Source organism: Litoreibacter sp. (assembly GCF_058136045.1).
Genome location: NZ_JBYVDD010000003.1, coordinates 641,146 through 654,323, shown reverse-complemented (window position 1 = coordinate 654,323; position 13,178 = coordinate 641,146). Strand labels below are relative to the sequence as shown.

The 13,178-nt window shown below is 56.2% G+C and carries 14 protein-coding genes, 3 tRNA genes and 1 pseudogene; 13 read left to right on the top strand and 5 right to left on the bottom strand.

Annotated features, from left to right (window positions below):
* Positions 1-2 precede the first annotated feature (2 nt).
* From AC3Y7R_RS04570 to AC3Y7R_RS04550, 5 genes are all read left to right on the top strand, one after another.
* A complete protein-coding gene (locus tag AC3Y7R_RS04570; protein WP_490040819.1) occupies positions 3-794 on the top strand; it encodes a heme-dependent oxidative N-demethylase family protein in 792 nt (263 codons plus the stop codon).
* Positions 791-1,981 (top strand): class I SAM-dependent methyltransferase, encoded by a 1,191-nt coding sequence (locus AC3Y7R_RS04565; protein ID WP_490040818.1) that lies wholly within the window; start codon positions 791-793, stop codon positions 1,979-1,981. Before AC3Y7R_RS04570 ends, AC3Y7R_RS04565 begins: the two co-directional genes overlap by 4 nt.
* Before the next feature lie 96 nt (positions 1,982-2,077).
* The gene (locus tag AC3Y7R_RS04560; RefSeq protein ID WP_490040817.1) at positions 2,078-2,551 is read left to right on the top strand and encodes an HU family DNA-binding protein; all 474 of its coding nucleotides are present in this window, start codon (positions 2,078-2,080) and stop codon (positions 2,549-2,551) included.
* A 127-nt stretch (positions 2,552-2,678) separates the two neighbouring features.
* Positions 2,679-3,260 (top strand): histidine phosphatase family protein, encoded by a 582-nt coding sequence (locus AC3Y7R_RS04555; protein ID WP_490040816.1) that lies wholly within the window; start codon positions 2,679-2,681, stop codon positions 3,258-3,260.
* A 76-nt stretch (positions 3,261-3,336) separates the two neighbouring features.
* Positions 3,337-3,412, top strand: a tRNA-Val gene (locus AC3Y7R_RS04550).
* Positions 3,413-3,481: 69 nt separating this feature from the next.
* Here the strand turns inward: AC3Y7R_RS04550 and AC3Y7R_RS04545 are convergent.
* Complete coding sequence (locus AC3Y7R_RS04545; RefSeq protein ID WP_490040815.1) at positions 3,482-4,351, bottom strand: hypothetical protein; 870 nt, start codon at positions 4,349-4,351, stop codon at positions 3,482-3,484.
* Positions 4,352-4,523: 172 nt separating this feature from the next.
* Here AC3Y7R_RS04545 and AC3Y7R_RS04540 point away from each other — a divergent pair, with 172 nt between their 5' ends.
* From AC3Y7R_RS04540 to AC3Y7R_RS04530, 3 genes are all read left to right on the top strand, one after another.
* A complete protein-coding gene (locus AC3Y7R_RS04540) occupies positions 4,524-5,126 on the top strand; it encodes a GNAT family N-acetyltransferase (RefSeq protein WP_490040814.1) in 603 nt (200 codons plus the stop codon).
* 37 nt (positions 5,127-5,163) lie between these two features.
* A tRNA-Asp gene (locus AC3Y7R_RS04535) sits at positions 5,164-5,240 on the top strand.
* Positions 5,241-5,275: 35 nt separating this feature from the next.
* Positions 5,276-5,352, top strand: a tRNA-Asp gene (locus AC3Y7R_RS04530).
* Positions 5,353-5,483: 131 nt separating this feature from the next.
* Here AC3Y7R_RS04530 and mmsB read toward each other — a convergent pair.
* Together mmsB and AC3Y7R_RS04520 are read right to left on the bottom strand one after the other, a co-directional pair.
* Positions 5,484-6,356 (bottom strand): 3-hydroxyisobutyrate dehydrogenase, encoded by an 873-nt coding sequence (gene mmsB / locus AC3Y7R_RS04525; RefSeq protein ID WP_490040813.1) that lies wholly within the window; start codon positions 6,354-6,356, stop codon positions 5,484-5,486.
* The gene (locus tag AC3Y7R_RS04520; RefSeq protein ID WP_490040812.1) at positions 6,353-7,384 is read right to left on the bottom strand and encodes an enoyl-CoA hydratase/isomerase family protein; all 1,032 of its coding nucleotides are present in this window, start codon (positions 7,382-7,384) and stop codon (positions 6,353-6,355) included. The genes mmsB and AC3Y7R_RS04520 overlap by 4 nt, the downstream gene beginning before the upstream one ends.
* A 47-nt stretch (positions 7,385-7,431) precedes the next feature.
* Between AC3Y7R_RS04520 and AC3Y7R_RS04515 the strand changes: the two genes are divergently transcribed.
* Complete coding sequence (locus tag AC3Y7R_RS04515) at positions 7,432-7,716, top strand: hypothetical protein (protein WP_490040811.1); 285 nt, start codon at positions 7,432-7,434, stop codon at positions 7,714-7,716.
* A gap of 38 nt (positions 7,717-7,754) precedes the next feature.
* On the opposite strand, the gene AC3Y7R_RS04510 is transcribed toward AC3Y7R_RS04515, so the two are convergent.
* Positions 7,755-8,891, bottom strand: a complete 1,137-nt coding sequence (locus AC3Y7R_RS04510; RefSeq protein WP_490040810.1) for an acyl-CoA dehydrogenase family protein — start codon at positions 8,889-8,891, stop codon at positions 7,755-7,757.
* A 77-nt stretch (positions 8,892-8,968) separates the two neighbouring features.
* The gene (locus AC3Y7R_RS04505; RefSeq protein ID WP_490040809.1) at positions 8,969-10,468 is read right to left on the bottom strand and encodes a CoA-acylating methylmalonate-semialdehyde dehydrogenase; all 1,500 of its coding nucleotides are present in this window, start codon (positions 10,466-10,468) and stop codon (positions 8,969-8,971) included.
* Between the two features lie 98 nt (positions 10,469-10,566).
* Between AC3Y7R_RS04505 and AC3Y7R_RS04500 the strand changes: the two genes are divergently transcribed.
* The 4 genes and pseudogenes from AC3Y7R_RS04500 to AC3Y7R_RS04485 all read left to right on the top strand — a co-directional run.
* On the top strand, positions 10,567-11,466 hold the full coding sequence (locus AC3Y7R_RS04500; RefSeq protein WP_490040808.1) for a LysR family transcriptional regulator: 900 nt from the start codon (positions 10,567-10,569) through the stop codon (positions 11,464-11,466).
* A gap of 73 nt (positions 11,467-11,539) precedes the next feature.
* Positions 11,540-11,974, top strand: a complete 435-nt coding sequence (locus AC3Y7R_RS04495) for a CBS domain-containing protein (protein WP_490040807.1) — start codon at positions 11,540-11,542, stop codon at positions 11,972-11,974.
* A gap of 127 nt (positions 11,975-12,101) precedes the next feature.
* Positions 12,102-12,593, top strand: a complete 492-nt coding sequence (gene coaD / locus AC3Y7R_RS04490) for a pantetheine-phosphate adenylyltransferase (RefSeq protein WP_490040806.1) — start codon at positions 12,102-12,104, stop codon at positions 12,591-12,593.
* A 70-nt stretch (positions 12,594-12,663) separates the two neighbouring features.
* Positions 12,664-13,164 (top strand): annotated as a pseudogene (locus tag AC3Y7R_RS04485) (peptidylprolyl isomerase); the annotation flags it as partial.
* Between the last annotated feature and the right edge of the window lie 14 nt (positions 13,165-13,178).

Below are 13,178 nucleotides of genomic sequence, written 5' to 3'. Positions count from 1 at the left end.
GTATGACGCCAATTTTGCAAAGCCATCTGCCATTTGCCCCTTGGATGGAGGAGCGCACGCGCCGCCTGCCGGGGGTTGTGCCGCTAAGCTATGAGGACTGGTTGCAAACCGATGACGCCTACACGGGGCAGTTGGCTTACAAGGCGGCTCTCTTGGATGAAAAGCGCGATATTGTGCTGCAAATGGAGCCGGATTGTCTTGAGGCCGCGCAGGAATTGCTGGACGTCGCACTGGCGAATTTACCCCAAGAGTTTACGCGTGGCGAGACGATCACCTGTCCCGACGGGCGTCGGGTGCGGCCGGATTTCTCAAATCCTTTCGAGACACTCTCAAAGCTATTTCAGGAAGACTTCCTGATTCTCCAAAAACGGGGTGATGCGCATCTGTTGACGGGGGCGCTGCTGTGCTTCCCCGCGAGCTGGGCGTTGTCCGAGAAATTTGGCAAGCCGTTGACGGCAATCCATGCGCCGGTGGATGAGTATAGCGAGAAAATTGCCCGCAGTGTGGAGCGCATGTTCTGCGCTATTCGCGTAGAGCAACCCTTGGTGCGCAGCAACGCGCTACTCTATGGCGACCCGGATTTACACCACCCGCAACGAGGCTCGGATCTGCTGCGCGAACAGGGGCAGGCGGGCTATATTCGCTCGGAACGCCAATCCATGGTCCGCTTGCCGCGGACCCAAGCGGTGGTGTTTTCCATCCATACTTATTTGATCCGCGAGGGCAGCCTGACGCAAGAGCAATCCGAGGGGCTGCGAGCGCACCCGATATCCCCTGAAGAGGCGTTGAAATGAGCGATGTAAAAGCCCAGTACGAGGCCTACCCATACCCCGAGCGTGACCCGATGGACGAGGCAAAGCGGTTGATCACAGGCTCCCCATCGCACCCGCTGGAGTTGGACCACCACCTGTTCGGCGGCCAAAGGGACTGGGGGCAGGCAACGCGTATTCTTGTGGCTGGTGGCGGCACGGGGGACGCGCTTGTTCAACTTGCACAAACCCTCACAACTGCCCGAAAACGCTATGAAATAACTTATATTGACTTGTCGGTGGCATCGCGAAATGTGGCCGAGGCCCGCGTGGCGGCGCGTGGGTTGAAAGACATTACATTCATGACCGGAAGCCTGTTGGATGCTGCGCAATATGGCCCGTTTGACTATATTGATTGCTGCGGTGTGTTGCACCATTTGCCCGAGCCACAACAGGGGTTTGATGCTTTAGCATCGGCGCTCTCGCCGCAGGGCGGGATCGGGCTGATGGTCTACGCCCCTTACGGGCGCTCCGGTGTCTATCCTTTGCAACAAGCCTTCGGGGCATTGACCAAGGGGCTGCCGCCGTCCGAGCAATTGGCAATGGCAAAATCCATGTTCGATGCGCTGCCAGAAGGCCACCCCTTCAAGCGCAACCCGCATCTGGTGGATCACAAGCAAAGCGACGCCGGATTTTATGATCTGTTGCTGCACTCGCAGGACCGGCCCTACACGATTGACCAGCTTGCCCAAACATTGGAGGCCGCAGGCCTGACCCTGTGCGGTGTGCCTCAGCCTTATTTATATGATTTGGAGCGGTTCGCCCCGCGCCCAGAAGGGCTGGGAGATGTGGCGGCGATGGCCTTGGCCGAAAAGCTGGACGGGACGATCAAAACGCATGTTATCTACGCCCGCCCAATCGGTGCGGAGCCTTTGGTCGCAGGGAAGGGGGACCGTGCGGTGCCCCATCTTAAAGGCGTTGCAGGCGCGGCCTTGGCGCGCGCGGTTGCATCGAAAGGGCACATCCCAGTGACCCTGAACGGGACGGCTTATCGCGTAGATATCCCCAAGCAGGCGGCCCCAATTCTTGCAGGGGTTAACGGGCACCGTGACATTGCAGCGCTAAAGGCCGGGGCGGGGCTGGATGCGATGACATGGGCGTCAGTTTGGCCCAAAACATCACGTATACTAGAGCAATACGGGCTTTTGCTCTATTCGCGCTTGCTGACGTAAACCCCACACTATTTCTATTTTCGAAACAATCATCTGGCAGGCTGGGGGCGAAGTTGATAGGATTTGATCAACCAAACTAATGCAGGACAATGCAAAATGGCTATGAAACCACTGTCGAGCACCAAAAAATCCAAACGCTCCACGACCCGAGCAGCCAGCACCACGCCAAAAGCGGCTGCCAAAACAACACCAAAGCCGGCGGTTATGTCCGCCAAGGCTTCGGCTCCTAGCCCGGCCGGAAACCCAAATGCAGCTCCGGCAGACGCAAATGTTGAGGCCCGCGTTAATGTTGAGGCCCGCGTTGAGGTGACAAAGAAAGATATGGTCGCGCGTATGGTTGCCAACAGCGGGATGAAAAAGGGCGATGCGCGGCGCGCGTTAGAGGCCACAATGGAAGCCATGGCCCAAGCCTTGCGCGAAGAATGCGACTTGTCCCTGCCGCCGCTTGGCAAGATTAAGATTGCACGCACCAAAGATACACCGAACGGCAAATTGGTCGTCATGCGGGCCAAGTTGAAGGACCCCGTCGCAACACCAGCCAAAGCGGCCCTTGCGACCCCAATAACGTAACGCTCACCGCCTCAATGGGGCATTAGCTTGGTGGTGAGCGCTTCACAAAGCTCTTACCGCCTGCCATAGTTTTACACGCGCCCCTCGGTTTTCCGTGTCGGGCGCGTCGTTTGTTTTAGGGGTGGATATGAGCCTTTCGAGTATTCCGGAACTGTATATTTTACGCCATGGCGAGACCGAGTGGAACGCCTCTGGCCGGATGCAGGGGCGGTTGCATTCACCTTTGACAGCAAAAGGAATTGCGCAAGCCCATGTGCAACGGCGCATATTGGAAGCCGTTGATCTAAAAGGGTTTGAGGTGATTTCCAGCCCACAAACCCGCGCATTGCACACAGCGGTTGAGATATTTTCACAAAGCAGACCTCAGATTAGAACTGACGCGCAACTCTGTGAAATTGATGTGGGGTCTTGGCAGGGCCGCGTTCGTGACGAGTTGCAAATAGAAGGCGATCCAAAGGTGACGGTGGACGGACCGCTGGCCTTTTATGAGCAGGCCGAGGGCGGCGAAGGCTTCGCGGCTCTACGCCGGCGCTGCGAGGGCTTCTTAGGGGCGCTCAGCGGGCCTTCAGTGCTGATCACACACGGAATAACCTCGCGGATGCTACGCGTGGTTGCTTTGGGGTTGCCGACGTCAGCGATGGTAGATTTGCCCGGCGGGCAGGGGATCGTATTCCATCTAAATGAGGGTCGTCAGGCCGTTCTGTCATAAAAAATAAAAACTGTGCACATGAGGGGCAGTTTGGGGTTGCGGTGGTATCCCAATGTCCGCTATTGCACCGCCAGTCGGGTCGTTAGCTCAGTTGGTAGAGCGCTTCGTTTACACCGAAGATGTCGGGAGTTCGAGCCTCTCACGACCCACCATTGGTTTTGACAACAACTCAAATACTTAAGATCATTTTATCTCTTAATATTGCTATTTGAATGTTGCGGTTACCTCGCGTCAAGTTGCGCTAGCCATCTGACGAACCCTAATCCTTGTGAGACTAGCAGAATACCAATTTCTTGATTGGGCTGAGAGGGCGACTCAACACCTTGTTCATGGCGGTAGTGGTGCGCTGCGTCTATCCAGTCTTTGAAACCCTCAAGAGCCTTTGCGCTGGCGCGTTGAAGGGTTGGGTGCCCGTCATACTGCGCTTGTTGTTTCGGACCAATCTTATCGCCAGCGGTACGGGCATCCAACCGGGGGACATCAAACATCAATTTGAATAGGTTCTCGTTCGCGCCGAAAATCGCACGGATTGCTCCGATGTAGTCTACGGGGTCCTGCAACAATTTCTTGTCTATGGCGTCCACTAGTTCGGCGGTGGCAGTATATCTTTCGCCAGACAAGGCTGCGATTGCTGACTGTATGGCTGCACTGAAGGCACCATCCACAAGTGGATGAATTCCGCCCTTACTATCGACTTTATAGGCCATGTTCACTTCATTAAATATTCGATTGGCCTCACTTGCAAAAATAGCCTCACGGTCAGGCTTCCATTCGCGTAGATAGCTGGCGACCACCGTGATGGCATCAAGGAAGTCTACCGCCTCTAGCTTTTGCGTGTAGGCAGTCCAAGATGGATACATGCGACCTCCGATATTTGATCGGAACTGCCTCCCAATTTCACTTTCGAGTAGATTTTGGGCTTGCGCAGCATGATCCGTATGATGACTTCTTCTTTGCTTAGAACTTAGTTGAGTAAACTCTTTTTCGAGTAGCTTCGCGATCCGGTAACGGGCCTTTTTGCTGTCTTTTAGAGGAGTGTCGCGTGACACATACAAATGCGAAAACCGCTTAGCTTGTTCAATCTCTGTCATATTGTCCTCTAGTTGGTTCGCCAGACCCGTGCACTATGTCGAGTCTGATGAACCACTACCAGATATTCAAGGACGGCTGACGTCGCACCACTCTCAACAAGTCTGTTTCACACAGTTCAGGTTTGCCTTTTCCCTCATGGCGCGTGCATGGTGGTGTGCGGGGAGGTGGCGAATGGTTCGGGATAATTCAACAGTAGATCACAAGTTTCGGGTGCTTGATGCGCGTGATCTGGATGCTGTGGGGGCTTTGCATTTGCTCAGTTGGCGCGGCACCTATGCGCATGTTTTGCCTGCGGCGTACTTAGGGGCCCCGATGGCGCGCGATATTTCTGCGCGCTGGTCTGGTGGATTGCGGGCGCGTGATTTGCTTTGCGGGGCTTTTTCGCCAGAGGGGCGTTTGTTGGGATTCGCTGCGGTTCGTTTAGATGATGAACCGGGGAGAGAAGGCGGGTCAAGAAAGATGCCATATCTGGATAATTTACATCTAATGCCTGAGGCGCGCGGGCTTGGTGTTGCGGATGGGCTGATGGGGTTTCTTGCGGATCAGTTGATTGAACGCCGCGAGCAGGGGCTTTGGTTGACCGTTTTGGACAGCAATGCGCGTGCACGGGGCTTTTATCGCCGTCTGGGCGGCGTTGAGGAGGCTGCGGGGCCGGATGAAATGTTTGGCCATAAGGTCACAAGTTACCCAGTTCGCTGGGCGGATCTCAGAGAATTGTCGAAAAATGCTCGGCAGGCATTATCGCCGCTTGACGGGGCGCGAGAGGGGCCATAATACCTCCCTCACGCCTAAGGGTTTAGGCGTGCAGTGGGCGGTTGTAGCTCAGTTGGTTAGAGTACCGGCCTGTCACGCCGGGGGTCGCGGGTTCGAGTCCCGTCAACCGCGCCACCGCTGCACTTTTAAGCCCAGATTAGACGTAATGCGCGGTTGTAGCTCAGTTGGTTAGAGTACCGGCCTGTCACGCCGGGGGTCGCGGGTTCGAGTCCCGTCAACCGCGCCACTTTCTCTTTTTGTTTGCTTGTTATTAGAATTGGGCCTTCGGCACATGATGTTTGCGCCTGCCTTTGGCAGTCGCTTTATGCGTGGGGGCGTTGCCCCCACACCCCCAGGATATTTATAGAACAGTGATGCCTAAGAGCGGCGTCTGGATTTGAAGCGTGGCAATAAGGCTGAGAAATCTTGGCCCGCACCATCTTCATCATCCACAAATTGCGCATAGAGTTCGGTCGCGCGTGCGCCCATTGGCGTATCTGCATCCGCAGTATCGGCGGCTTGCTGGCTGAGGCGCAGGTCTTTGAGCATCAGGTCGGCGGCGAATCCCGGTTTGTAGTCGTTATCGGCCGGGCTTTGGGGACCAATGCCCGGAGCGGGGCAATAGACGTTCATCGACCAGCTATAGCCTGATGAGGTGGAGACCACGTCGAACATTTTCTGGCGATCAAGGCCAAGTTTATCTGCGAGTGCAAAGGCTTCGCAGGTGACGGCCATGGTGACGCCAAGGATCATGTTGTTACATATTTTTGCGGCTTGCCCATTGCCCGAGGGGCCACAATGCACGGCCTTTTGGCCCATAATATCGAATAGGGGGGCCACGGAGGCGAAGCCCGCGTCGGTGCCGCCTGCCATGAAGGTGAGTGTGCCATTGATTGCGCCGCCAGTGCCGCCAGAAACAGGGGCATCCACCGCGAGAACACCAGCGTCCGTGGCCAGCTTGGCCACCGCGCGCGCGCTTTCTACATCTACGGTGGAGCAATCAAGCAACGTCGCCCCTTCGCGCATGGCGGGGATGATTTCATCAACGACAGAGCGCAGGATTGCGCCGTTGGGCAGCATGGTGATCACAATGTCCATGCCCGCCGCAGCCTCTAGGCCTGTGACGGCCATGGCAACGCCCTCGGGGGCAGCGACCGCGAGGTCATACCCCGCAACATTATGGCCCGCTTTGGCCAAGTTGAGCGCCATCGGGCTTCCCATGTTGCCCAGCCCAATAAATCCGATTTTCATAACATATCCTTCCAGTTAAGCGCGTCGTCTCCCAGTGGCATGAGCATTTGGGAGACCTCTATATCTGTGACGTGTTCCGGGCCATCATGGGCCCATTTAGGGCAGCGGTCCCGATCAATAATTGCGGCGCGGATGCCCTCGATGAAGTCACCTTGGGCTACGGCGCGGTAGGTATAGCGAAACTCTTGCTCCAGCGCTTGGCGGATGGAGCTGGCCGAGCGTAGGCGGCGGGTGATGGCCATCGCGCAAGCCATGGCAAGGGGGGCGTTTCGTGTGATGGATTTAAGTGCCTTAGAGGCAAATTCACTGTCATCGGCTATGAGCGAGCGCGTGATGTCACCAAGGGTTTCGCCTGCGAAATGGCGCTCTATTTCAGGCAATAACGCCCCTAATGTTCCGGATGGGGCAGGGGTGTTTAGCGTGGGGATGATCCCGGTCTCGATCATGGCGGACTTTAGGTCGGGCCAATTGGCCTCTGGGGCGTAAGCATCTGCAAAGCCTGCAAGAATGGCGTCAGTCGGGCCCATACGGGACGCGGTTAAGGCAAGGTATTCGCCCAACCGACCCGGTGCTAATGCCAGCATCAAAGAGCCGCCAACGTCGGGTACCAACCCGATGGAGCATTCCGGCATGGCGATCTGGCTGGTGTCGCCGACGATGCGTAAACTGCCGTGGCAACCGACACCGACACCGCCGCCCATGGTGAAGCCTTGCAGGAAACTGACGACGGGTTTGGGGTATTCGAAAATTTTGGCGTTGAGGCGGTATTCGTCGCGCCAGAATTTGCGCCCATAGCTTAAATCGCCGCGCTGGCCGGAGCTGTACATGTCGGCAATGTCGCCGCCGGAGCAGAAGGCGCGCTCGCCCTCAGCATCAAGCAGTATCAGGTCAATATCGGCGTCGCGCCAGCCGTCTAACGCGGTCTCGATTGCCAAAACCATGTCGTAGGTTAGGGCGTTCAAAGCCTCTGGGCGCTGTAAGGTGATCCGGCCCGCACGGCCTTCGATGCGGATTGAAATGTCAGTCATTGAAGTGTTTCCAGTTCTTTGGTGCGGTTTTGTCGAAGGGCGTGAACTTGCGCAAAATTTCCGACCCTTATGCGTTTGTCAGCGTCATGCGGCCAAACGAACAAGAGGAATTGAACGTAAATGAGCATGCCTGCTGCGCCCACTCCCGTGACGAATGCGATGGCTCTTTGCGTCTCACTGCCTTGCAAAAGATAATAGGCACTAAATGCAGCAAGAGCCGCAATCACCTCAATCCAATTGAGACGCCAAATGTGTCGTCTGTGGTGTTTGTGCTGGGATGGCATTTTATGGGCGTAGCCAGCGGCAGTGAGGGCCTGTGTCTCGTGTCCTAATTGCCGGCGGTAAAGCCCGCGGGGGGCAGGAAAATACATTATGCAATCATCTGGCGCGCGACGATCATGCGCATGATCTCGTTGGTGCCTTCAAGGATTTGGTGCACGCGCAGGTCGCGCGACAGCTTCTCGATGCCGTAATCCGCAAGGTATCCATAGCCGCCATGCAGTTGCAGGCAGCCGTCAACCACGCGCGATCCGGCTTCGGTGACGAACTTTTTTGCCATGGCGCAATGTTGGGCGGCATCGGGCGCGCCGGTGTCCAATTTCCATGCGGCTTGGTGTAGGAAGACGCGTGCGGCTTGCAGCTCTATCTCCATATCCGCGAGGCGGAATTGCAGGGCTTGGAACTGGTTGATGGGTTTGCCAAAGGCCTGACGCTCGGCCATATAAGCCAGCGTTTTATCCAGTGCGGATTGCGCCGCGCCAAGTGAGCAGGCCGAGATATTCAGGCGGCCGCCATTCAACCCCTGCATCGCATATGTGAAACCTTTGCCCTCTGCGCCCAGCAAGTTGTCGCTTGGAATGTTGCAATTGTCCAATTGCACTTGGCGCGTTGGTTGTGCGCGCCAGCCCATTTTGTCCTCGAGACCACCAAAGGAAAGCCCCTGTGCGCCGTCATCAACGATCATGGCTGACACGCCCTTTGGCCCGTCCTCTCCGGTGCGCGCCATAACGATATAGGCGTCGGAATAACCGCCGCCTGAGATGAAGGCTTTGGTGCCGGTAAGGGCGTATCCATCGCTGGTTTTCTCGGCGCGAGTTTTCAGCGCGGCAGCGTCAGATCCGCAAGCCGGCTCGGTCAGACAATAGGAAAAGAAGATCTCCATACTCATGGCTTTCTCAAGGTATTTCTCCTTGAGGGCGTCTGATCCGTTCTTGTCGATCATCGCCGCGCACATGTTGTGGATGGACAGGAAGGCCGCCACTGACGGGCAGGACATCGACAGGGCCTCAAATACCAATGTGGCGTCTAGGCGCGACAGGCCGGAGCCACCGCTTTCCTCAGAGACATAAAGCCCGCCAAAACCTAATTCAGCCAACCTTGGCCATAACTCTTTGGGGATGTTTTCGTCTTTTTCCCATTGAAGGGCGTTGGGGGCGATGAATTCGTCGCCGAAGGCTTTCGCCATGTCAAAGATGGCGGTTTGCTCGTCCGTTAGCGCGAAATCCATTTCATCCTCCAGTAGAATTGAACACGTGTTTAGTTATGCGCCCCTGCTTACAAAAAGCAAGGGCGCATATCGTCCGGCTATTCCATTACTGGGATTGAGAACTCGCCGCCCTCTTTGATGCCCGAGGGCCAGCGCGAGGTCACAGTCTTGGTGCGTGTGTAGAACTTGAACGCATCCGGTCCGTGCTGGTTCAAATCGCCAAACATGGATTTTTTCCAGCCGCCAAAGGTGTGGTAGGCCAATGGCACAGGGATAGGCACGTTGATGCCGACCATGCCGACATTGATCCGGTTGGCAAAGTTGCGCGCGGTGTCGCCATCGCGGGTATAGAGCGCAATGCCGTTGCCATATTCGTGATCCATGGCGATGCCGATGGCTTCTTCATAGGTTTGTGCGCGAACGGTCGACAGGACGGGGCCAAAGATCTCTTTTTGGTAGATGTCCATGTCGGTGGTCACGTTGTCGAACAAATGTGGTCCAACAAAGAAGCCTTCCTCGTAGCCTTGCAGGCTGAAGTCGCGCCCATCAACCACCAGTTTAGCGCCTTGGTCGATACCAGTTTGCACCAAACGCTCGATATTGGCTTTGGCAGCGGCGGTAACGACAGGGCCGTAATCCACATCATTGCCCGACGTGTAGGGGCCAACTTTCAAGGCCTCAACTTTAGGGATTAGTTCTGCGAGCAAGCGGTCGGCGGTGTCATCGCCCACGGCCACAGCCACAGAAATAGCCATGCAACGCTCGCCAGCCGCACCGTAGCCAGCACCGAGCAACGCATCGGCAGCTTGGTCCATATCGGCGTCAGGCATGATGATCATGTGGTTTTTCGCACCACCAAAGCACTGCACGCGTTTGCCGTTTGCGCAGCCTGTGGCGTAGATATATTCGGCAATTGGCGTCGAGCCAACAAAGCCCACCGACTGGATTACGTCATGGTGCAAGATGGCGTCGACTGCCTCTTTGTCACCGTTGACCACTTGGATGATGCCTTTGGGCAGGCCTGCTTCTTCCAGCAATTCAGCCAACATCAAGGGCACGGACGGATCACGCTCGGATGGCTTTAGGATGAAGGCATTGCCGCATACGATAGCAGGGGCAAACATCCACATCGGGATCATAGCTGGGAAGTTGAACGGTGTGATGCCAGCCGTAACGCCAAGCGCTTGTTTCATCGAATACATGTCGATGCCCGGACCCGCGCTGTCGGTGAATTCACCTTTCAAAAGCTGCGGGGCGCCGATGCAATATTCAACCACTTCAAGGCCGCGTTGCACGTCGCCTGCGGCGTCTGGTAGGGTTTTGCCATGCTCGCGCGATAGGGCCTCGGCCAGCTTGTCCATGTCGCGGTTCAATAGATCCACGAACTTCATCATAACGCGTGCGCGGCGCTGCGGGTTCACGGCGGCCCAAGCAGGTTGCGCTTTGGCTGCGACTTCAACCGCGTGGTCCATTTCCGCAACGGAGGCCAGCGGGCATTTTGCCTGCACTTCGCCTGTGGCGGGATTGAAGACATCGGAAAAGCGGCCAGACGTGCCTTTGACATGTTCGCCATTGATGTAGTGGGTAAGTTCTTGCATGGAATCCTCCTTGAGTTTCCCGTTCAGACTAGCCTTGCATTTATGCAATAAAAAGGGTCAGTTTGCCAAAATCATTTTGCAAAAATACAGGTACAGCAATGGCGGAACCAAAATGGGACGATCTGCGGGTATTTCTAGCGGTTGCCCATACGCAAAGCCTATCGCGCGCGGCGAAATCACTTCGCCTAGATCCCGCAACGGTTGGCCGACGGGTGGCACGACTGGAGGCGGCAATGGATGTCACGTTGTTTCTCAAATCCCCGCAAGGCTATGCGTTAACGCAGGCTGGAACACGGTTAATGCCGCGCGCACAGGCGGTGGAGAGCGCAATTCTGAATGCGCAAGATGATGTCAGCGGGGCAGCCGAGGCTTTGAGCGGCCACATTCGCCTTGGTGCGCCGGACGGCTGTGCGAACTACCTTTTGCCGCAGGTTTGTGCGGCGATTTGTGCGGATCATCCGGGCTTGGAGGTCCAAATTGTTGCGCTGCCACGAGTGTTTAACCTCTCTAAGCGCGAGGCCGACATGGCAATCACCGTCTCTGCGCCCACGGCGGGGCGGCTCACCAGTCAAAAGCTGACCGATTATCACCTGCACCTGATGGCCAGCCGGGATTACCTTGCTCAGGCCCCGGCATTGAATCAGCTGGAGGATCTGAAAGAGCATAAAATCATTGGCTATATTTCAGATCTGATCTTTGATGCAGAACTGGATTACCTCTCGGAGATTGGTGCGCCGCGCACGAGTTTCACCTCTAATTCGGTCTCGGTGCAGCTGAATTGGGCGCGCAGCGGGGCGGGGATTGTGATCGGCCATGACTTTGCGCTGCCTTTCGCACCAGAGCTAACCCGCGTGCTAACGCAGCATTTCTCCTTGAAGCGGAGTTTTTACTTGGTACGGCATGCAGATGATAAAAATATCGCCCGGCTTCGGTTTTTTGCACAAGAATTAGGCCTTAGGGTGCGACAAGAGGTGGCGCGACTGGAAGCACATACTTGACGTAAACCCAGAGTTGCGCCGACAGTGGGGCAGTTGATCACGTTTGTTTTACTTAATTGAGGAGGAGCTACCCATGCTCGTAAGCCATATCTTGAAACTGAAGACCGATGGTGGGGTTGTGACCATTGCGCCTGCGGCTTCTGTGTCAGATGCAGCCAGCCTGTTGTCCACCCGCCGTATCGGCTCGGTCGTGGTCTCCTCTGACGGCAAAGCTGCTTTGGGCATCCTGTCAGAACGCGACATCGTGCGCGAGATCGGCAAGCGCGGTGCAGGGTGCCTGACCGAGAGCGTAGACAGCATGATGACGCGTAACTTGGTGACATGTGTTTCAAGCGATCGTGCCGACGATGTGCTGGGGCGCATGACAGAGGGTCATTTTCGTCACATGCCGGTGGTCGAGGACGGTGTAATGATCGGCTTGATCACGCTAGGCGACGCGGTGAAGGCGCGGCTTAGCGAGCTGTCGATGGAGAAAGATGCACTAGAAGGCATGATAATGGGCCATTAAAAGCGGCCTCTATTTGGGGGCGATTGTCCCCGATGGTGCCCCCGGTCAAAGTAGCTTCGTTATCGCCTTGCAATCCTTGGCGCAATATTGTTGCGTGGCCGTGCTTTACATAAAAAGGGCCTGACCTATGCGCATTGGACTATACCCCGGCACGTTCGATCCCGTCACACGGGGCCATTGTGATATTATCCGGCGGGCCTGCTCGTTGGTGGACCGTTTGGTCATTGGTGTTGCGATCAATCGCGACAAAGGGCCGATGTTCACGCTTGAAGAGCGTACCGCGATGATCGAGGCCGAGTTTGGCAAGGTTCACAAAGAGACAGGCTGCGAGATCGTGGTTCACCCCTTTGAAAACCTGCTCATCCATTGTGCGCATGATGTCGGGGCCTCGGTTATCATTCGGGGGCTGCGCGCGGTCGCTGACTTTGAGTATGAATACCAAATGGTAGGCATGAACCGCGCCATGGATAACAGTATCGAGACCGTATTTCTGATGGCCGAGGCGCAGCATCAAGCGATTGCCTCCAAGCTGGTCAAAGAAATTGCGCGTTTGGGGGGGGATGTGTCAAAGTTTGTGACCCCAGAGGTACGTAGCGCCCTGAAAGAGCGGCTGGATTAACGCCCCCTTTACACTGCCCCGTCAACCATTAGGTTGCGGCGCAAGTTATACATTCCTGAGGAGCGCCCAAATGGCCGATATCAAAGATCCTGAAAACACCATTCTGGTGGAACTCACTGGCGGCACCGTCACCATTGAACTGCTGCCCGACGTGGCGCCGCTGCACACCGCGCGCATGAAAGAATTGGCCCGCTCCGGTGCCTATGACAACGTGGCGTTTCACCGCGTGATTGATGGCTTCATGGCGCAAACTGGCGATGTGGCCAACGGCAACATGGAAAAAGATTTCAACATCCGCTCTGCTGGCACAGGCGGCTCCGATATGCCTGATGTTCCGGCTGAGTTCTCCAAACTGCCGCACGACCGTGGCACCATCGGCGCTGCGCGCTCTTCCAACCCGGATTCGGCCAACAGCCAGTTCTTCATCAACTTCTCCGACAACAGCTTTCTGAACGGCCAATACACCATGTATGGCCGCGTCCTTTCGGGCATGGAACATGTGGACGCCTTGCAACGTGGCGAGCCGCCAATGAACCCTGACCGGATGATTTCTGTGAAAGTTGCCGCCGATATCGGTGACGGTGC